This window comes from Halomonas sp. E19, assembly GCF_052439355.1.
In the GTDB taxonomy this organism is placed as follows: Bacteria; Pseudomonadota; Gammaproteobacteria; order Pseudomonadales; family Halomonadaceae; genus Halomonas.
This window is the reverse complement of the sequence record NZ_JBNFWU010000001.1, coordinates 1001781-1020660: the sequence shown is the minus strand read 5'-3', so window position 1 is coordinate 1020660 and position 18880 is coordinate 1001781. Positions and strand designations below refer to the sequence as shown.

The following is an 18880-nucleotide window of genomic DNA, read 5'->3' as shown; positions in this document are numbered from 1 at the left end:
TTGCCGCCAGTTCAACGTTTTATCGCCTAGTTGAAGGTCAAAGTTGACGTCGGACACATTCCTGCGCAAGCGCATGTCGCCCCATATCCGAACACTCTAAGGTCATTGCGAAAGCCGATGGACGCACAGTACAAGCCCTTTGAAATCGAACGCGACGCCCAGCAGTTCTGGGACCAGAACCAGTGCTTCAAGGCGGTGGAAGACGCCAACCGCGAGAAGTTCTACTGCCTGTCGATGTTCCCCTACCCCAGCGGCAAGCTGCACATGGGGCACGTGCGCAACTACACCATCGGCGACGTGGTCTCGCGCTTCCAGCGCATGCAGGGCAAGAACGTGATGCAGCCCATGGGCTGGGACGCCTTCGGCATGCCGGCCGAGAACGCCGCCATCCAGAACCGGGTACCGCCGGCCAAGTGGACCTACGAAAACATCGACTACATGCGCAACCAGCTCAAGGCGCTGGGTTTCGCCTACGACTGGAGCCGCGAGTTCGCCACCTGCGACACCAGCTACTACCGCTGGGAGCAGTGGTTCTTCGCCAAGCTGGTGGAGAAGGGGCTGGTCTACAAGAAGATGTCCACCGTCAACTGGGACCCGGTAGACCAGACCGTGCTGGCCAACGAGCAGGTCATCGAGGGGCGCGGCTGGCGCTCGGGTGCGCTGGTGGAGCGCAAGGAGATCCCGCTGTGGTTCCTGCGCATCACCGACTACGCCGATGAGCTGCTCGCGGATCTCGACAAGATCGAGTGGCCGGAGCAGGTCAAGACCATGCAGCGCAACTGGATCGGCAAGTCGCGCGGCGTGGAGCTCACGTTCGACATCAAGACGGTGGACGGTGGCGCGGCCGAGCCGCTGTCGGTCTACACCACCCGCCCCGACACGCTGCTGGGGGTGACCTACGTGGCGGTGGCGGCCGGTCATCCGCTGGCCAAGGCCGCGGCCGAGAGCAACCCCGAGCTGGCCGCCTTCTGCGAGGAGTGCGCCCAGGGCGGCACCTCGGAGGCGGAGATGGCCACCAAGGAGAAGCGCGGCATGGCCACCGGCCATGTGGCCGTGCACCCGCTGACCGGCCGCGAGGTGCCCGTCTACGTGGCCAACTTCGTGCTGATGGAGTTCGGTACCGGCGCGGTGATGGCCGTTCCCGGCCATGACCAGCGCGACTGGGAGTTCGCCACCAAGTACGGCCTGCCCATCGAGGCGGTCATTGCCGACGAGAGCGGCCAGGCGCCGGATCTCTCGCAAGGTGCCTACGTGGAGTATGGCCGGCTGATCAACTCCGGCGAGTTCGACGGCCTCGACTTCGATGCCGCCTTCGAGACCATCGCCGGCAGGCTCGCCGAACTGGGTCGCGGCGAGGTGAAGACCAACTACCGCCTGCGCGACTGGGGCGTTGCCCGTCAGCGCTACTGGGGCGCGCCAATTCCGGTCAAGTACGGCCCCGAAGGCCAGACCGTGCCGCTCTCCGACGAGGAGCTGCCCGTCGCCCTGCCCATGGAGGTCACCGTCGACGCTTCCGGCTCGCCGCTCAAGCGCATGCCCGAGTTCTACGAGCTGGGCGACGGCTGGGTGCGCGAGACCGACACCTTCGATACCTTCATGGAGTCGTCCTGGTACTTCGCCCGCTTCTGCTGTGCCGACAACCAGGAAGCGATGCTCGACGAGCGTGCCGACTACTGGCTGCCGGTGGATCTCTACATCGGCGGTATCGAGCACGCCATCCTGCACCTGCTCTACGCGCGCTTCTTCACCAAGCTGATGCGCGACCTGGGCCTGGTCAAGGTCGACGAGCCGTTCCAGCGCCTGCTCACCCAGGGCATGGTGATCGCCGAGACCTTCTACCGCACGACACCGAACGGCGGCAAGGCGTGGTTCAACCCCGCCGACGTGGAGGTCAAGCGCGACGACAAGGGCCGCCCGATCAGCGCGGTGCTGATCAAGGACGGTGAGCCGGTGGAGATGGGCGGCATCGAGAAGATGTCGAAGTCGAAGAACAACGGCGTCGACCCACAGTCGATGATCGACCGCTTCGGCGCCGACACCGTGCGCCTGTTCATGATGTTCGCCGCCCCGCCCGAGCAGTCGCTGGAGTGGTCCGACTCCGGGGTCGAGGGCGCCAGCCGCTTCCTCAAGCGCCTGTGGCGCCTGGTGGCCGAGCACATCGAGGCCGGCGAGCCGGGCACGCCGGACGTCGCGGCGCTCGACGACGCCCAGCGTGAACTGCGCCGCAAGACCCACGAGACGATCAAGAAGGCCAGCGACGACATCGGCCGGCGCACCACCTTCAACACCGCCATCGCGGCGGTGATGGAGCTTTCCAACGCACTCGGCAAGTTCGACGATACCTCACCCTGGGGCTGGCCGTGGCCCGCGAGGCCGTGGAAGCCTGCGTGCTGCTGCTCGCCCCGATCACGCCCCACGCCTGCCATGCGCTGTGGCGCGAGCTGGGCCATGCCGAGCCCGCCATCGACGCGACCTGGCCCAAGGTTGACGAATCGGCGCTGGCCCGCGACACCCTCGAGCTCGTCGTGCAGGTCAACGGTAAGCTGCGCGCCCGTATCGAAGTGGCCGCCGACGCGCCCAAGGAGGCCATCGAGGCCGACGCCTTCGCCGCCGAGAACGTGCAGCGCCATATCGAGGGCAAGACGGTGCGCAAGGTGATCGTGGTGCCAGGCAAGCTGGTCAATATCGTCGTCGGGTAAGCAAGGAGCGGCACATGCAGCGACGCACTTTCCTCGGCCTGTTCCTGGCCACCGCAGGCAGCCTCAGCCTTGCCGGCTGCGGCTTTCGCCTGCGCGGCTGGGAGACGCAGGAGGCCATCATCGATGAGCTTGGCGTGGCCGGGAGCGACAGCGAACTGGCACGCCAACTGGTCGCAAGGCTGGCCTCGGCCGGCACCCGGGTACATGACCAGGCCCCCTGGTGGTCAACCTGGGGCCCGAGGAGTACCAGGAGCGTCAACTGGGCGTTCTCGATCGCGGCCCCGGGAAATGGAAGCTGTGCTGCGTGTCCCTTCTCGGTTCAGCGCCGCCGCGATGGCGCTTATGCCCTAGCGCAGCAGCAAGCGCAGGCCGAAGTGCGCTTCGTGCTCAACGATGACAACCTGCTCGGCCACGACGAGCTGCGCGAGGAGGTGCGTCAGGAACTACGACGCGACCTGGTGCGCCAGTTGGTCGAGCGCTTGCGAGCCCTGGACAATGGCTGAGCCAGTCGAATCGCGGCGGTCACCGCGGTGAAGGTGTTTGCCGACAAGCTCCCCGAGGCGCTGGCCAAGAAGCTGCCGCCGGTGGTGATCGTGGCCGGCGAGGAACCGCTGCAGCATATGGAGGCGTGCGACAGCGTGCGCGCCGCCGCACGCGAGCGTGGCATCGAGGAGCGCGAGATCCTGCATGTGGAAGGCAACTTCGCCTGGGGCCGGCTGCATGAGTCGGCGGCCAGCCTGTCGCTGTTCGCCTCGAGCAAGCTGATCGAACTGCGGCTAGGCAGCCAAAGCCTTGGCCAGGAGGGCGCCAAGGCGTTGAAAGAGTACGCCGACACGCCTGGCAACCGCGACAACGTACTGCTGGTGAGCATGGGCAAGCTCGATTATCGCCAGCAGAAGAGCGCCTGGTTCCAGGCGCTCGACAAGCTGGGGCTGTTCGTGCCGGTGTGGCCGGTGGATGCCTCCCGGCTCGGCTTCTGGCTGCGCGACCGTGCCGAACGACACGGGCTGACTCTCGACCTCGACGCCGCCCGCCTGCTCGGCGAGCGCACCGAGGGCAACCTGCTGGCGGCCGACCAGGAGCTGCAGAAACTTGCCCTGCTGCTGCCTCAGGGAGCCCGCGTCGGCCCCGCACAGATTACCGGGGGTCGAAGACAGCGCCCGCTATGACGTCTTCACGCTGGCGGACGCGTGCCTGAAGGGCGAACGCAGCCGCGTGTCGCGCATCCTGCAGGGGCTGCGCGGCGAAGGCGTCGAGGTACCCATCATCCTGTGGGCACTGACCCGGGAGCTGCGCACCTTGCTCTCGCTGCACCAGCACCTCGAACAGGGACAGAGCTTCGAGCACGCCTGCAAGGCGCAGAAGCCGGCCATCTTCGACAAGCGGCGCCCCGCCTACCAGCAGGCCGTGGCGCGTCTGCCCACCCGGCGGCTGCACAAGCTGCTGCTGTTTGCCCAGCGCCTGGACCTGGCCATCAAGGGGGCCGGCAGCGTCCCCCTGGGAAGGCGTACACGATTTGGCGCTGACTCTCGCCGGGGGACGCGGCCTTCTCGCCGAAATGTCGCTCTCCTACCGCGTGGGCTGAGCGGTCCACGCAACGAAGCGAATTTCAGCAATCCGCGGAGTGGAATGCAACGGCATGAAACCTCGCACCAAATTTGCTTATACTAATAAGGCATCGCTGAGCAAGGTCACTGCCGTCTCACTCATCACGAGCGGGCATGCGTCACCGCCGGAAGCTCGAGTCCCAAAAAGAAGGAATTTAGCCATGACTTCACTGCGCCGCATTCTTACGCCTTTTCTTATCCTTGCCTTGGTGCTGGGCAGCCTCACGGCAGTAGCCGCCCCCTCCCCAGGCACTTCGCTGATCAGCACCCAGGCGGCGCTTAGCGCCGAGCGCCAGAACGCCGACCGTGAGCGCATCCAGGAGATCCTGTCACGCACCGAGGTGCAGGAACAGCTTATCGCCCAAGGCGTCGACCTGGCCGAAGTGGACGCACGCGTAGCGGCCCTGACCGACGAAGAAGCTCGCCTGATGGCGGAACAGCTCGAACAGCTTCCCGCTGGGGCCAGCGTCGTCGGCGCTCTGTTGGTCGTCTTCATCGTGCTGCTGGTGACCGACATCCTCGGGCTGACCAACGTATTCCCCTTCACGCGCTGACCATGTTCCCATGACGCAACAACCCACCTGGCTACACACCAACGCCCGCCTTGCGGGCGTTGTTCTGTTGACGCTGCTGATGCTGGCGGGATGCGCCATGTCGCCGCGCCTGGCCGAAACGACAACGCAGGCGATCCCCCGCAGCGACTGATTCAGGACGTACCGTTTCATGCGCAACGTGACTTTCAGTGCGGCCCCGCCTCCCTGGCAATGGTGCTGAATTATGCGGACATCGACGTCGCCGTTGAAACCTTGATCCCTCAGGTGTTCATACCGGGTCGCGAGGGCAGCGTTCAGCCCGAGATGCTAGCCGCCACCCGGCGCCATGGGCGCATACCCTTTGTGCTGGACAATACCTTCGATGCCCTGCTGACCGAACTTGCCACCGGGCACCCGGTGGTGGTGATGCAGAATCTCTCGCTGCCGGCCTGGCCGATGTGGCACTACGCCGTTGCCATCGGCTATGACCTGCCGACCAGTACGATGACGCTGCACAGCGGCGAGGAAGCCCAGCGCCAAGAGTCATTCCGACGCTTCGATGCCACCTGGGCGCGCAGCGATCGTTGGGCCTTCGTCGCACTGCCTCCTGGCACGCTGCCTCAAGGCATCCGTGAATACCGCGCCATGGAAGCGATTGCCGCCTACGAACAGGTTCAGGGCCCGCAGGCCACTCTGCCGGCCTGGCAGGCGCTGGTGAAGCGCTTCCCGGCCTCGGCCATGGGTCACTTTGCGCTTGGCAACGCCTTGCACCAGGCCGGTAACAGCGAGCGCGCCATCGTTGCCTTTCGCGATGCCACGCGCCAGCGCGACGACCTCGCAGTGGCCTGGCTAAACCTTGGGCTGCTGTTGAAGGAACAAGGCGAACGCGGTGAGGCACGCCAGGCGCTGGCCAAGGCCGCCGCCTTGCCAGGGGCGTGGCAGACGCAGGCGCAGCACGCCCTGGACGAGCTGCTGGTCCCTGGCCTCCCACCTGCGTCCCCTTGACCTGACGTTATCCGTTCAAGCCAACCCGGAACGCCCCGGCGCAGGGGCGTCTGAAACAGCTGGCGGGCGGGGCTCCACGCCCTGCCCGCCCTGCCAAAAGGCATCTTCGTCCAAGGGCATTTTTGTCCAAGAGCATCTTCCACGCGCTTCCCGCAGCGCTTGTCTTGCCCTAGCCCAGCACGCTGCGGTTGTCCTGCGACGCCCGATGCTGCAAGAAGGCGCCGGTGTCCAGTACCGTCATCTCGGGACGTCTTCCGCTCGCACAGAAACGATAGTGGCCAAGCTGCAGCAGGTTGAGCTTGGCACCCAGCGACAGGCTGACGCTCTCCTTGTGCAAGGCATTGGCAGCCACGGCATGGCCAAGCACCTCCGGGAGCCGACAGCCCTTGAGCCTCGCTATCTCCGCCTCCCATGCGCTTGATGCCAGCAAGGCTTCCCAGTCGCTCCAGGGGCCCTGGTGGCGATTCTGGCGACCGATTCTTCGCGCTACCTGGCGATTGAACCAGGTGACAAACTGGATCGGTGAATTCACCCACCAAGGAAAATAGGGAAACCGCCCATCGGCATGAGCGACGAAGCGGGTACGCCGCAAGGCGGGCTGGAAGGCCGCGTGGAAAAGGCGACGGTTCAGCTTCCAGTAAATCGGCGCGCTTGCCGCCACCTTGACCGACTCCTTGGCCATGAAGATCTCATGGCTCGCGAACAGCCGACGGTTGCTGTAGAGATTCGACATGCCGCGCCGCATCGTCGCCGGCCAGAGTTCGAACCACTCGTTGGCACTGTGAGGCCTCAAGCTCTCGACACGGGCTAGATGCTCACCTCTTCGCCGCGTGACCTCCTGCAGCACGGAAGCACTGAACAGAGGATGCGATACCGGCGCCGACCGGACATCCTGGGCCAGGGCAAACTGCGGCATGAAGGGAAAGCGTTTCAGCCACTTGGGCTTCGCCGCATATTGCCCTTTCAACAGCGAATCACACAGATAGCCACCAAAGACGGCAGAGTAATCGGCAAAGTGGTGCCTTTTGTCGAACCCTAGTGTGTGCGCATGGAGGAATTGGTGACCGGAACCCACGAGCGCACTGGCCTCGGGAAGCATGTCCAGGTAGTGCGTCTCACGGCGGTAATCGGGCGTGAACTGGGCGCCATAGGCGGAGGCAACCCGTGCGGCCAGCCGCCCTTCTCGATTCATGCTGTCTAGAAAAACGAAGGCGTCGCGCTCGAGCCGCTCGGGCAACATGCCGGCCAGCACGCGGGAGTCCTCTCCTGCGCTGATAAAATGGGCCACCCTATGCAGAGGTTGGGTCACCCGATCAACATAGCCCTGCAACCCTTCGCGCAGAGCCCGAGCGGCCTGGCCCAGCGAGATGTAGGGGTTCACCTCATGCGGCTCCCAGAAGCACTCCGGCTCAGCAAGCGGATCACCGCCAACCACTGGGCGTCCCAACCAGCGATGACGGGCCGCCGGCTGACACTGCCGTATGGCTGCATAGGAGGTGTAGGGATAGGTCACCGCATCGTGCAGCACGAAATCTGCCAGCGAGGCGTCATCGACCTGCTCCTGCTGCCCACAGGCCTCGGCCAGCGCATCAATGTGTGTGCACCAGCATAGCGTGTTGCCGCTTCGGTACTGGTAGACGGGAATGAACATCATCAGGTCGGTGACACAGTCCACATTCGCGCTCTGCTTATCCACCACCAGCAGCACGAAGGGGCCGCTGAGATCTTCACTCCAGTCCGCGCGGCCTGAACACCAATGGGCAAGCACCGCACGGGTGCCTGCCTGGGGATCTTCGCCCGCAAGAAATGCGTTGTCAGTGAAATAAAGCACAGGGCCGCCCAGCACCACGCACAGATGACGATCGGTTTCGAGCGGCTGAAATCCGTGGTAGCGCGAGGTCGTCACCGCCAGGGAACCCCAGTCACCGTGGAACTCCGTACCGGCCACTTCGCCCTTGGGATAGATACTCCTCAGCGAACGCAGCAAAGTACCGGGTGTGCTCGGCTGGGTACTGAACAGAAAATCGCTCATCGGGCATTTTCCTTCTTGTACTCGGCGGCCGCCAGCAACGTGGCAAGGATCAAGGAAAGATTTAGCGCCACGCTCACCAGGCTGAACAAGGCGACAGCAGCCAGGGCGCTATTGAAGACGAAAAACCCTATCGCCAGCGAAGCCGCTCGCAAGCCGATGCTGATAATCTCATAGATCAGGAAGAATCCCTGCAGCTCCAGCACGGGTATCGCCCCGACGCTCGGGCGGTTCATGAAGCCGAAGTAAGACCACAGCGCCAGCCACTGGGCATAGACGCCTGCCGTATGCCACTGGGCGCCGAATACCAGGCTGAACAGCCAGGGCCGAGGGCCACCACCAGCCCGAAGGGAATCAGGCCGACCACGGCCAGGGAGCCGGTGGCCTTGATCAGCAACCGGTGGGGATCCTCCCGGTTGTGAATCGCCTCATTGATGCGGGGGTAGAACACGGAGGCGACGGACTGGCCAATCAGCGTGGTGGGAATGCCGAGCACCAGCTTGCCCAGGAATAGAAGCCGGCAGCAGCAGGGCCGAAGAAGCCTGCCAGCATCAGCACCGGCATGCTCTGCGATGCGGCATTGAGCATGATCTGCGGGGTGCGATAGTAGGCGAAATCACGATGCCGCCAGGCCAGGGTTCGGCTGCTTGCAGCGGGCTCGTCTGCTACCGGCCGCGCCAGCGCCATCCTCCCCTCCGGATGCTGCCGAATGCCGGACCACAGCATGAAGGCATGCAGCATGCTGCCCAGGGTGGCCAGCACGATCAGCACGGCGGCAACCGGTGCGAAGATGCCGATGCCCGCCTTGGCGGTGTTGAGCCAAAGCGCCTGCAGGACCGCCACCTTGGCCTTGATCTTGAAGAGCTTCTTGCGAATGACCCATTGGCTCATCACCGCCTTGCAGGCCATGAAGAACATCGCCAGGGGCAGCAACAGGATGAAGGGCTCGATGGCCTGCAGGTTGAACGCTGCGACAAACGCCTCGTTGAACAGCAGCAGGGCCAGAGCCGTCAGCAAGGAGGTTGCCAGCGCGATGCCCAGCGACAGCCGGGCCAGGCCGATGGCATCGGCATCTTGCTTGGGCAGGACGATGGCGATGGGGTAGCTGAATGCCGCCAGGGGCGTCAGCACGGCCAGGATGGCGGTGAACGTGCCCAGCACGCCGAAGGCTTCCGGTCCGTAAAGGCGAGTGATGATCGGGGAGAAGGCCATGGTAATGGCCTGTGCGCCCGCGGTGCCCGTCGCAACGATGGCGACATTGCGCACGAACTTGCTTTGGGTAAGGCGTCGGGTATGAGCTATCACGAATCTGTCATCCGAATGAAATGAAGACATGGCGCACAGGCGCCCTGCTGATCCGCCTGGAAATTGACATGCCGAGCCGGGCCAGGCCCGCAGCGGCATGCCGCTCGCTTTCTGGTAAGCGCTAGCAAATAAAGGGGACGCCCCTAGGCTTCCACCTCGCGATAGTGGTACGCCTGCTGGCTGAAAAGGTCGTTGTACATCCCCTGTTGCCGAATCAACTCGTCGTGGGTGCCCTGCTCGCGGATTACCCCCTGGTCGAGCACATAGATGTAGTCGGCCATGCGCACCGTCGACAGGCGGTGACTGATGATCAATGCCGCCCGGTGATCGATTCGCTCGCGGAAATCCTGGAACAGTTCAAACTCCGCACCGGGGTCGAGCGCGCTGGTCGGCTCATCAAGGATGATGACCTGGGACTGATGCATGAAAGCGCGGGCCAAGGCTACCTTTTGCCACTGACCGATGCTCAGCTCGCAGCCACCGTCGAACATGCGTGTCAGCGGTGTGTCATAGCCCTTGTCGAGCTTTTGGATAAAGGGGTCGGCGCCGGATTTCACCCCCGCCTTCTGGATCAGCGGCGTATCTTCGGGCTGCGTGATATCGCCATAGCGAATGTTGTCGCGAACGCTGTCGGCGTAGCGGCCGTAGTCCTGGAAGATCACACTGTAAACACGCCGATACTCCTCGAGGCTGTACTCCTTGGCATCGATGCCATCGAGCGTGATGCGACCTGAGGTAGGATCGTACAAGCGGCACAGCAGCTTGATGAGGGAGGTCTTGCCGGACCCATTGGCGCCGACAAGCGCCACGATCTGACCGGGCCGGATCGAGATATTGATGTTCTTCAGCACATCCCGCTCGGTGCCGGGGTAGCGGAAGCTGACGTTTTCCATGCATACGCCCTTGGCCATGCTCACGGGCGTGTCGGCCGGTTGCTCGGGGCTTTCGATGACCGGACGGACATCAAGGAATTCGAACAACAGGCCTACGTAGAGATGATCTTCATACAGCTTCGAGAGCTGCTGAACCAGTTCCTGGCCCATCGCCTGCGCACGCTGGAAGATCAGCAGGAAAAGCACGAGATCACCGACGCTATTCCTTCCCACGGAAGTCTGCCAGGCCAAAAAGGCCAAGGCCGAAAAGAAAGCGGCCGTGGCAGCCGCCGCGACAAGAATCTCGACGCTGGTGCGACGCTTGGTGATATGCATGCGCTCGCGGCGGATGGTCGCACGCAGATCGGTATACCTGTCACGCAGGTAATTCCCCAACTGGTTAAGCCGCAGCTCCTTGGCATTGATATCGGAAGTGAGCAACCAGTCGATGTAGCCGGAACGGCGCTCCATCTGCGTGCGACGGCGCTGCCAGTCGTAGAGATGCCGGGTGAAGTGGATACGCACCAGCAGCGCCGGCACGATGGCAAGGAACAGCAAGGGCAACAGCATCCAGTTGATCGTGGTGATCAGCACGACGATACCCGCCAGCATCAGGCTGTTCTTGATAAGCATCATCAAGTTGCTGACGACCTGGACCGGCCGCTGGTTGCCTGATTGCCGTGCGCGTTGCAGCGTATCGAAGTAGCGTGGGCTCTCGTAGAAGGCGAGGTCGGCCTGAATCGCCCGCAGATGGATCTCACGATCGATGGTATCGGCCACCATCAGCCCTTGGGCCTCCCGGGCCAGGGCGGAAAGGCCCCGGGCAACCAGGTAGCCCAGCGAACAGAACCCCGTCAGCGCAACCGTCAACAGCACCGGGCCGATCCCATCGACAGGCGCCTCGGCGCCCAGCATCACGGTGACGACATCGACGAGTCGCTTCAGCAGGAACAGCACGGCCAGCCCGAAGAAGATCTCGACCGCCATCAACAGCGAACTTAACAGTGTCCATTTAGGGCTGCTTTGCCAAAGCAGCGGAAAAATCCTGCGCAGCGTGCGCAGCGGGGCAAAAATACGTTCCAGACGAATCATGGCAGCGCCCTGGGGTCGTGGTGACTAGGAGTTGCGAAACAGTGTGTTACGCCGGAAAAATTCGCGCATGGGCCGAATGGGGCGATACAGCCACTGCCAGTGGGAAGGCAATGGCCAGTCGTGGTAATCCACGTAGCTGGGGCGGAAGACGCGCAACCAGCCGAGCAGCTTCCAGCGCAGCAGATGGGCAGGGGTGGTCTGCCAGGCAAAGGCGAAATCCGGTGTGGCCATCTTCTTCTGCATCGCGTGCTCGACCTCGAGCCCCCGGCCATGGCCGCAAGGCTGGACGTCAGAAGCTCACGCCCTTGAGCGGAAATCGGCTCGTATTCCCAGGGACAAGGTTGCGACATGGCCCGGTAGAGCTCGAGCGACGCTTCCACAGTCGCCACCAGGTCGTGCCGCTCGGCACAGCGTCTGACAGACTCGAGGCAGAAATCAGGATGGCGCTGGATAGCATCCAGATCCACCAGCCAGTGCAAGTGCGACCAGAAATGCTTGGTATGGTGAAGACAAATGTAGACAAACAGCTCATCCGTAGGCATCACCGGATAGCTCAAGGGGTCTAGCTGCAGCGCATCGCGCCTGGTGAGCAGGTCTTCCGTGTCGTAGACCGAAGCATAGCGAACGATGCGCTGGTGAAACTCGATCCCTACCCCAAGCGGAGAGATCAAGGTAATCACCTTCTGGGTACGGGCGAGGAAAGCCAGGCTCGAGGGGTCGGCCTGCAATGGCTGAGGATCATATGGGACATACCCAAGCTGAAGCGCGGTTTCCAGCAACCTGACCATGGCGTTATGGGGCACCAGGACGTCAATATCGCGTGAGATCCGGATGGCAGGCTCATCGTAGTAACGCATCGCCAACGATGGACCCTTGAAAAACATTGCCGGAATGCCGAGCGGCTCGATCAGATCCTTGAGCACGGCTTGCTGGGCAGACATGACCAGCATGCTGCGCTGCTGTATCGTCATGACCGCAATCCGCATCTGCTCAAGTTCGCGTGCCTCTAGACCGGCTGGCTGTAGCTGGCGCAGATGACGATAGACAAGGGGCAGGATCAGATTCTGCCGGGCCCGCAAGGCAACACCAGCCCAATCCGTAACATCCCGACACAGGGAGAGAGCCTGCTCCTTTTGCTCATCCGAGAGTTCAATCCTTGAAAGCATGATCAAGAGCTGCAGGACTCTATCATTCGCTATGGGCGAGGCATTGGTAGTCATAGAAACGTCCTTGCTTCTCAGCTGACTGAGAACTGTATAAATGAGTCATGTACAGCGCAACCAATCTTCACGAAAGGTAACACAAGGCTAGTACGACAACACCAAAGCTTGCACTGCCTTTTCGTTTCAAACAAGTCTTACGGAAATAACGTCATACTACTTTCTCTAGTTTGGACGGCTCTTACTCCCAGCCCCCGCACTCACCACAAAAAAAATCTTTTTAAATTCATAAACATGCCGGGGTGCGGCAAAAACCTCATCCAAAATCTATATACCCACCGCCCTGCCAACGAGAAATTTGGAACCAGAAATATGAAAAAAACCTTCCTGCAGCAGATCGACATCGTAAGAAGAAACAGCCAAATAACCAATCCAGAAAAACTGAAGAGGTGCAAATTCTTAGCCGTGCCAGGATTAGTTTCTTAATACTTTTTAAAACCTAAGCGAACCGTCTATACGGCAAGGCACGATAACACTGAAATGGATACCAACCAAGTAGTTACTGGAGAAGAAACCGCTTCGACCTAAGCAGTGATGACTAAACCTCCTTCTTTAATATTAACAAAATCACACTTAAAAAAATTGTAACTGTTATTGAACCAGATGCAGGGCATGCTAAATTGTCCATGCGGTACGCAAGCAAGCAACTTCATAAATTTGTTAGGAGAGGTGAACATCATGGATAGAGCGAACCTGCCCGCCAAGAAACTGCCCTTTGCTCAGCCTGAAATTATGCGCATGGGGTCTGTGGGCGACATTACTCTTGCCACTTCAGCCAGTGCGCAGACCGACGTGCCGATCGGCACGCCGACTCCTCCTGGCACCACGCTGGATGATGTCACATCATCTTGATGAGCGCTAAAGAAAGTCTTGCTAAATAGAATTTCAAACAAATAGCCGCAACTTGTTAATGCTAATTGAGCCAAGCTCAATTAGCATTTTTATTAAACCTAATAAACAAAAAAGACGAAAAAAACATTATCAATATTTTCGCAAATAGGTAGATAACGCCTTGTACCGCCCCCCATGGCCACCAATGACGATAAGCTCACCGGCCCTCAGCCAAGCATGCGCCTTCATGACCATTGCACCGCTAGGATCTTTTTCCATCAAGGTTCCCAGCACCAGCGTGCTCGATATTTTGCGGCGATTCAACATCCACTGCACGGTCATGGCCAGCATCAGGCAGGTATAGTTTCCACGGAACAAACGGTTCACTTTGCGGACGGCCCAACCAAACTCCTTCAGTGCTTGCGTATCCAGTGTCTCGTCTGCCAATATCTCTTCACCAGGCTTTACCTCACCTAAATGATGCGACCACCACTTGAAGGGCAAGACCCTCACCACGAACCATGCAGCAGGCAACAATACAAACGCTTCAGACAAGAGAAGTTTCTTTTTCAACGGCATTTGCAAAACACGAACATACTTGTTCACAGCACACCTCTTGAATAAGAATAAAGAGGAAAATACAATAATAAAAGAAAGCCTTCAATCCTTGTTAATATCTTATTTCTGGTACTCTAGAGACTAGCGAAGTCATGCCAAGCGCTTACTGGTTACCTTCTTGACTGAATGATACGCTATGCTACGATTGACGTGCGGTAAAACCCAAATCAACACAATGGAGATATTTGACATGGAAAAGAAAGCTGAGTTCACCCAACCGAGTGTAACGCGTCTTGGTAGCGTGGGTGAAATCACCTTGGCAAGTGCTTCTACCCGCGCGACCGATGTCCCGCAGGGTTCACCCGTCAGCGGCGTGGATTCCGTGACCGGTTCTTAATGTCCCGGCAGTAAGAAAGCGACTTGCTTTCAAAGCACTGGCGTTTCGCCAGTGCTTTTTCATTAGCAAATATAGGTTTCCTTGAGAATCAGCCAGCGCCTGAAGCACCAGATTGACCAGATTTTCGCCTGGATTTCTGGGCAAGTAGTGGGTCATTCTCCAAGGCATCATGACGCTCGATCATACTAACGACGCTGGCGGGCTTGAAGTATTGCCAGATCTCCTCGTCTGCATCCAGAGCCGCACTCTTGAGATCAGCAAAGCACTGCCCTGTCACTGCATTGCCGATGCTGGCAGCAAGATTCGACTTGCCGCGGCGCGTACGTATCTTTTCCGGATAGATACCCTTCATGGAGGCGCGAAGAATCAATCGTGTCCACCCATTATCCAGCTTGTGGTTGGCAGGCAACCCCAGACAAAAATCCATCAATTCGACATCCATGAATGGATACCGGGTTTCCACACCATATTTTTCCGAAATGGAGTGGGTATATTCAAAATATGCTTCGAGCACCCCATTTCCCAAGGCAAACATTTGTGCCTCGCGCTCAGTACGAATGCTTTTAATAGAATTATAATGTGCCTTTGAGAAATTGACGTGGTCCGACTCAGCAATAAAGCTTTGCGTTAGCTCATCCTCGCTATATCGCCCCTGCCAGGCAGGGGCTTGCGTGGTTTTTTTGTTGGGCGTTTTCAATAGTCCCCATCGTCTCAGCGTTGGCTTGACAAGGTATTGCTTGACCATCGACTTTCGGTTCAGCCCGAAATGCTTGGAAAGCAGAAACACCGCTTTTATGGATTCGATTGAGAGCGCCCTGTCAGTCTTTTCTTTTAATATAGCCTTTCCAAACTTGTTATAAAGTCCAACTTCAGGCTCATCATCAAACGCCTCGTAAATATCGGCCACGGCCTTAACTTCCCTGATGAAGGTTTCCCAATCACCCTGGGTGGCTAGCTCGGCCAGACGATACAGACCGTGCGAGGCAACATTGTCACCATCGACACCATTAAGAATTACCGAACAGCTATCGGCAGAGGCCAGCTCTTGAATTCGCATGACGATACGAATATTGGCGGCATGATGGCAGTCACCGTGAGCGAGGATACTTTGGTCATAAAAATCGGTCACGCTGAGTGTATCCGTATTGACCGAAACGTTATGAACCCCCGCCTCTTCAACCACGCTATCGATAAACTCAGATTCATCGCACTCAGCATTACTCGGGAAGACCGCCGAATAAGTTTTCAGACGGGTCTTATCGAAGCGCACCGCTGACGCACAGATTGCCGACGAATCATGACCTCCACTCAGCTCAATGGCAACCGGACCGGAAGATGGCAGGCGTTTCCTTACGCTACCGATGAAAAGTTCTCGGAAACGCTCGACATTCTCATCGAGATTATCGCCGACAGCCGGTATATCCTGGCCAAGGTGCCAATAGCGCTTAACCGCAGGCTCTCCAGAAGTGGAATACCGCAGGCTATGCGAAGCCGGCAACCGGAAAACACCCTCAAAAAAAGTAAGAGAGCTTTCTGATTCAATGCCTTGCAGGAACTGCATCGCTCTCTTCTTGTTGACTTCCGGTAGGTAACCCACCGAGGAGAGCAGCACGCGAAGATTGTTGGAAAACCACAAGCCTTCGCTATTCCTATGGTAATATAAGGGGCGAATCCCTAGCCGGTCTCTGGCACAGAATAGCTCACCCTTGCTGTCGTCCCATAGGCCGAACGCATAGTCACCCTGCAGGTGATCGACGCACATATCGTTCCAGCGTTGATAGGCGGATTGGATAACGGAATCCAACGAGGTGAGCGCGTTGGCATCATCTTCCATTTGAGCCTTCAACTCATCCGCATTATCTAACCTAACACTCCCAACAGTGTACAGCGGACCATTGGCGCCCTCTTGGCCAAGGGCGCTCCCATGAACATCGGAAGTATGTAACAACAAGAATCGGTCGCCAGCCTGGCGAATCAAAGACGCATCAGTAAAGATCGAAAAAGCATGCTTCATTCTTTCTTCAGTAGCGTCGCCCGCCCCCCGGGGCTCCCACCCAACCTGAAAAAAGACTCATTTATTCACACCGAATAGTAATCAGCTGATATTCCTTCAGCGACAGCAGCAGCTGCTCGACAGAAGCCTGGCAAGTTTCGTCATCCACCTCATACTCAGACTTGACGTGCTCGAGAATCTGGCTCATGGTTTTCGGTGTATCGAGATATTTCCAAATATAGCTACCTACCGAGTTCAAGGAATAATAGATACCCGCCTGTGTATCCAGCACGGCCTCTTCATCATCGATGGAAGAAGAAATCTGAGCCTTGCTTTTCTCGATCAAGGCATTATGAGAAATCGTATTATTCATTTCACGTCCCTTTTAATATAGTCAAGTAAAGTTTCAACACTTGAATCCATGTCTTCCAGTGACCATGGTCGGCGATAACGATACACCTCGATTCTGTCGGTCAGTTGGGCAATACGCGCCATCAGAGCCGCGGGGCTGTTGAACTCCTGACCAACGTCGGGGCGATAAAGCGCCCCCATCACCGTGCGAAAGGCCTCCACGCCTTTCAAAGGCTCAAGCGAAGCGGTTTCACCCTCTTCCGCACGCTCCAGGATGACCAGCGCCTTCAAGGGTTCGGGTCGCTTATGGAAGGCTTCATCCACCATCAGGTGGTATTTGTCATGCCGAGTCAGATCGCGAATCAACCCCTTGGTGTCGATGCCCAGGGCCTGAAGCGCATCCTTCCATAGCTTGACGCGAGGGGGCCGGGATATAGATAGGCCTGGCTATCTTCAGGCTTGATCACCGCCACGTCATCGCTGATCATCGGCCAGCCTTGCGTATAGTGAAGCCAAGCACCAAGCGTCGACTTGCCCGCGCCAGAATGGCCGGTGAACGCCCACACGCCAGTCGGGGTATGCAGCGCACTGACATGCATGGGAAGCCAGTCGCGCTGGTAGAGCAGCACACCTAACGACATGCCTAAAAGGTACTGACGCACATCCCTGGCGGGGACGCCATCCCGCTCATCCTCAAGCACACGACGATCGACCAGGATGCGCCGTCCCTCCTCGATGCGGTAGCGCGCAATACCCTGCACATTCAGCTGACACTGACTCGGTGACAATTGGACCCACTTCCCGCTGAAAGTGGCATCAGCAAGTGATTCGGTAATACCCGCCGTAATAATGGAAATGTCCGCACTGGCAGACGCTGGCACCGGCATCAGTTCGGGAAGTTCAATATCGGATTCAACCGTCATGCCATAGGTGTAATAGAAGAAGCGCTGGGTCTGCGGCCCTGCCCGGTTGCGCCGCTCATTAAGCCCCTCCGGTTTTTCAGCCAAGACCTCTTGCTGCTCCTGCATCTCATTCTCCCTTTGCTTTGACCTTTCCATCGTCTTTTGGCCGAAACCATTTTTTATTCTTCAGCATTACAGGCGAATATCGACTTCCTGCTTGGGGAAGGCATATTTGAGATCATAAAGAACGTGGCTTGTCTTTCCCCAGCGCCTCACGGCTGCAGACCCCAAGTCACGGAATTCCTGATGAGCCACCGCCAGAATGATGGCATCGTAGGTGTCACACTCAGGCTCACTGATCAACTGGAGGCCATACTCTGCCTCGGCTTCGGCAGCGTCCACTCTGGGATCGTAGACATCGACCTCAACGTTATAATCCTTGAGCTCCTGCAAAATATCCACGACACGCGTATTACGTAAATCGGGGCAGTTTTCCTTGAACGTCAGTCCCATAACCAGCACGCGCGCGCCTTCAACCTGCAGGCGGCGCTTGATCATCTGCTTGATGAGCTGGCTTGCCACGTAGGCCCCCATGCCATCATTGATACGGCGCCCCGACAAAATCACTTCCGGATGATAGCCCACGCGCTGCGCCTTGTGGGTAAGGTAATAAGGGTCTACACCAATACAGTGCCCCCCACCAGTCCTGGCCGGAAAGGCAGAAAGTTCCACTTGGTTCCGGCGGCTTCCAGCACCTCTTCGGTATCGATACCGAGGCGATTGAAAATGACAGCAAGCTCATTGATCAGCGCGATATTGACATCACGCTGCGTGTTTTCAATGACCTTGGCGGCTTCTGCCACGGCAATTGAACTTGCCTTGTGAGTACCCGCGGTGATGATGCGCTGATACAGGGCGTCGACAAAATCTGCCACTTCAGGCGTAGAGCCGGAGGTCACTTTCTTGATGGTGGTTACCCTATGCTCCTTATCGCCCGGATTGATACGTTCTGGGCTATAGCCGGCGTAAAAATCTTGGTTATAGGTGAGTCCGGAGACGCGCTCGACGACAGGAATGCAGTCTTCTTCCGTTGCGCCCGGGTAGACAGTGGATTCGTAGATGACAATGTCGCCGCGCTTGATAACCTTGCCAAGCGTTTCACTTGCCTTGACGAGAGGCGTCAGGTCGGGGCAGCGACTGGAATCGATAGGCGTCGGAACCGTGACGATATAGACATTACAAGCCTCTAGCGCACTAAGTTCACTGGTGAACGTAAGATGGTGCGCTGAGGCTAGCAGTTCGGGCTCGACCTCTAGCGTATGATCGACCCCGTCGCGTAGCTCGCTGATGCGACGGACATTGATATCAAACCCTACGGTAGGCAAGACCTTCCCAAACTCGACTGCCAAGGGAAGGCCCACGTAGCCCAGACCGATGATGCCGAGGCGTACCGTATCCATATTCATGACCATTGATCTCCATTCAT

The 18880-nt window shown here is 58.8% G+C and carries 16 protein-coding genes and 3 pseudogenes; 7 read left to right on the top strand and 12 right to left on the bottom strand.

Going from position 1 to position 18880, the window contains the following annotated elements; translation table 11 throughout:
* The first annotated feature begins 117 nt into the window (after nucleotides 1-117).
* The 6 genes and pseudogenes from leuS to ACUDAL_RS05395 all read left to right on the top strand — a co-directional run bounded on the left by leuS (nucleotide 118) and on the right by ACUDAL_RS05395 (nucleotide 5844).
* Nucleotides 118-2699: pseudogene (gene leuS, locus ACUDAL_RS05420) on the top strand (leucine--tRNA ligase).
* A gap of 14 nt (nucleotides 2700-2713) precedes the next feature.
* Complete coding sequence (locus tag ACUDAL_RS05415) at nucleotides 2714-3202, top strand: LPS-assembly lipoprotein LptE (RefSeq protein WP_444677398.1); 489 nt, start codon at nucleotides 2714-2716, stop codon at nucleotides 3200-3202.
* 27 nt (nucleotides 3203-3229) lie between these two features.
* Nucleotides 3230-4284 (top strand): annotated as a pseudogene (gene holA, locus ACUDAL_RS05410) (DNA polymerase III subunit delta).
* 183 nt (nucleotides 4285-4467) lie between these two features.
* A complete protein-coding gene (locus tag ACUDAL_RS05405; protein ID WP_444677397.1) occupies nucleotides 4468-4860 on the top strand; it encodes a PA2779 family protein in 393 nt (130 codons plus the stop codon).
* Nucleotides 4861-4870: 10 nt separating this feature from the next.
* Nucleotides 4871-5011, top strand: coding sequence for a hypothetical protein (locus tag ACUDAL_RS05400; RefSeq protein ID WP_444677396.1), 141 nt, complete (start codon nucleotides 4871-4873; stop codon nucleotides 5009-5011).
* 59 nt (nucleotides 5012-5070) lie between these two features.
* Nucleotides 5071-5844: a PA2778 family cysteine peptidase gene (locus ACUDAL_RS05395; RefSeq protein ID WP_444677395.1), complete on the top strand. Its 774-nt coding sequence runs from the start codon at nucleotides 5071-5073 to the stop codon at nucleotides 5842-5844.
* A 169-nt stretch (nucleotides 5845-6013) separates the two neighbouring features.
* On the opposite strand, the gene ACUDAL_RS05390 is transcribed toward ACUDAL_RS05395, so the two are convergent.
* The 6 genes from ACUDAL_RS05390 to ACUDAL_RS05365 form a co-directional block, all read right to left on the bottom strand.
* A complete protein-coding gene (locus ACUDAL_RS05390) occupies nucleotides 6014-7876 on the bottom strand; it encodes a hypothetical protein (protein WP_444677394.1) in 1863 nt (620 codons plus the stop codon).
* Nucleotides 7873-8079, bottom strand: a complete 207-nt coding sequence (locus ACUDAL_RS05385; RefSeq protein ID WP_444677393.1) for a hypothetical protein — start codon at nucleotides 8077-8079, stop codon at nucleotides 7873-7875. The genes ACUDAL_RS05390 and ACUDAL_RS05385 overlap by 4 nt, the downstream gene beginning before the upstream one ends.
* Nucleotides 8080-8105: 26 nt before the next feature.
* Nucleotides 8106-8369 carry a hypothetical protein gene (locus ACUDAL_RS05380; protein ID WP_444677392.1) on the bottom strand — a complete coding sequence of 88 codons (264 nt, stop codon included), beginning with the start codon at nucleotides 8367-8369 and terminating at the stop codon, nucleotides 8106-8108.
* Complete coding sequence (locus tag ACUDAL_RS05375; protein WP_444677391.1) at nucleotides 8345-9178, bottom strand: lipopolysaccharide biosynthesis protein; 834 nt, start codon at nucleotides 9176-9178, stop codon at nucleotides 8345-8347. The genes ACUDAL_RS05380 and ACUDAL_RS05375 overlap by 25 nt, the downstream gene beginning before the upstream one ends.
* Nucleotides 9179-9321: 143 nt before the next feature.
* Complete coding sequence (locus ACUDAL_RS05370) at nucleotides 9322-11142, bottom strand: ABC transporter ATP-binding protein (protein ID WP_444677390.1); 1821 nt, start codon at nucleotides 11140-11142, stop codon at nucleotides 9322-9324.
* Entirely contained in the window at nucleotides 11139-12362 is a 1224-nt protein-coding gene (locus ACUDAL_RS05365; RefSeq protein WP_444677389.1) for a nucleotidyltransferase family protein, read from the bottom strand. Before ACUDAL_RS05365 ends, ACUDAL_RS05370 begins: the two co-directional genes overlap by 4 nt.
* Before the next feature lie 678 nt (nucleotides 12363-13040).
* On the opposite strand from ACUDAL_RS05365, the gene ACUDAL_RS05360 reads away from it, so the two are divergent.
* A complete protein-coding gene (locus ACUDAL_RS05360) occupies nucleotides 13041-13214 on the top strand; it encodes a hypothetical protein (protein ID WP_444677388.1) in 174 nt (57 codons plus the stop codon).
* A gap of 129 nt (nucleotides 13215-13343) precedes the next feature.
* Here ACUDAL_RS05360 and ACUDAL_RS05355 read toward each other — a convergent pair whose 3' ends face one another.
* From ACUDAL_RS05355 to tviB, 6 genes and pseudogenes are all read right to left on the bottom strand, one after another.
* Nucleotides 13344-13799 carry a lasso peptide biosynthesis B2 protein gene (locus tag ACUDAL_RS05355; RefSeq protein WP_444677387.1) on the bottom strand — a complete coding sequence of 152 codons (456 nt, stop codon included), beginning with the start codon at nucleotides 13797-13799 and terminating at the stop codon, nucleotides 13344-13346.
* A 437-nt stretch (nucleotides 13800-14236) separates the two neighbouring features.
* Nucleotides 14237-16162, bottom strand: coding sequence for an asparagine synthase-related protein (locus ACUDAL_RS05350; protein ID WP_444677386.1), 1926 nt, complete (start codon nucleotides 16160-16162; stop codon nucleotides 14237-14239).
* A gap of 61 nt (nucleotides 16163-16223) precedes the next feature.
* A complete protein-coding gene (locus ACUDAL_RS05345) occupies nucleotides 16224-16514 on the bottom strand; it encodes a PqqD family protein (RefSeq protein ID WP_444677385.1) in 291 nt (96 codons plus the stop codon).
* The gene (locus tag ACUDAL_RS05340; RefSeq protein WP_444677384.1) at nucleotides 16511-16858 is read right to left on the bottom strand and encodes a hypothetical protein; all 348 of its coding nucleotides are present in this window, start codon (nucleotides 16856-16858) and stop codon (nucleotides 16511-16513) included. Before ACUDAL_RS05340 ends, ACUDAL_RS05345 begins: the two co-directional genes overlap by 4 nt.
* Complete coding sequence (locus ACUDAL_RS05335) at nucleotides 16855-17520, bottom strand: hypothetical protein (protein ID WP_444677383.1); 666 nt, start codon at nucleotides 17518-17520, stop codon at nucleotides 16855-16857. The genes ACUDAL_RS05340 and ACUDAL_RS05335 overlap by 4 nt, the downstream gene beginning before the upstream one ends.
* Nucleotides 17521-17586: 66 nt before the next feature.
* A pseudogene (gene tviB, locus ACUDAL_RS05330) lies at nucleotides 17587-18860 on the bottom strand (Vi polysaccharide biosynthesis UDP-N-acetylglucosamine C-6 dehydrogenase TviB).
* Between the last annotated feature and the right edge of the window lie 20 nt (nucleotides 18861-18880).

Coding starts and splice junctions, on each gene's coding strand:
- ACUDAL_RS05405 (WP_444677397.1), top strand. CDS start 4,468: ATGACTTCACTGCGCCGCATTCTTACGCCTTTTCTTATCCTTGCCTTG.
- ACUDAL_RS05415 (WP_444677398.1), top strand. CDS start 2,714: ATGCAGCGACGCACTTTCCTCGGCCTGTTCCTGGCCACCGCAGGCAGC.
- ACUDAL_RS05345 (WP_444677385.1), bottom strand. CDS start 16,514: ATGAATAATACGATTTCTCATAATGCCTTGATCGAGAAAAGCAAGGCT.
- ACUDAL_RS05350 (WP_444677386.1), bottom strand. CDS start 16,162: ATGAAGCATGCTTTTTCGATCTTTACTGATGCGTCTTTGATTCGCCAG.
- ACUDAL_RS05390 (WP_444677394.1), bottom strand. CDS start 7,876: ATGAGCGATTTTCTGTTCAGTACCCAGCCGAGCACACCCGGTACTTTG.
- ACUDAL_RS05365 (WP_444677389.1), bottom strand. CDS start 12,362: ATGACTACCAATGCCTCGCCCATAGCGAATGATAGAGTCCTGCAGCTC.
- ACUDAL_RS05335 (WP_444677383.1), bottom strand. CDS start 17,520: ATGCAGGAGCAGCAAGAGGTCTTGGCTGAAAAACCGGAGGGGCTTAAT.
- ACUDAL_RS05360 (WP_444677388.1), top strand. CDS start 13,041: ATGGATAGAGCGAACCTGCCCGCCAAGAAACTGCCCTTTGCTCAGCCT.
- ACUDAL_RS05370 (WP_444677390.1), bottom strand. CDS start 11,142: ATGATTCGTCTGGAACGTATTTTTGCCCCGCTGCGCACGCTGCGCAGG.
- ACUDAL_RS05395 (WP_444677395.1), top strand. CDS start 5,071: ATGGTGCTGAATTATGCGGACATCGACGTCGCCGTTGAAACCTTGATC.
- ACUDAL_RS05400 (WP_444677396.1), top strand. CDS start 4,871: ATGACGCAACAACCCACCTGGCTACACACCAACGCCCGCCTTGCGGGC.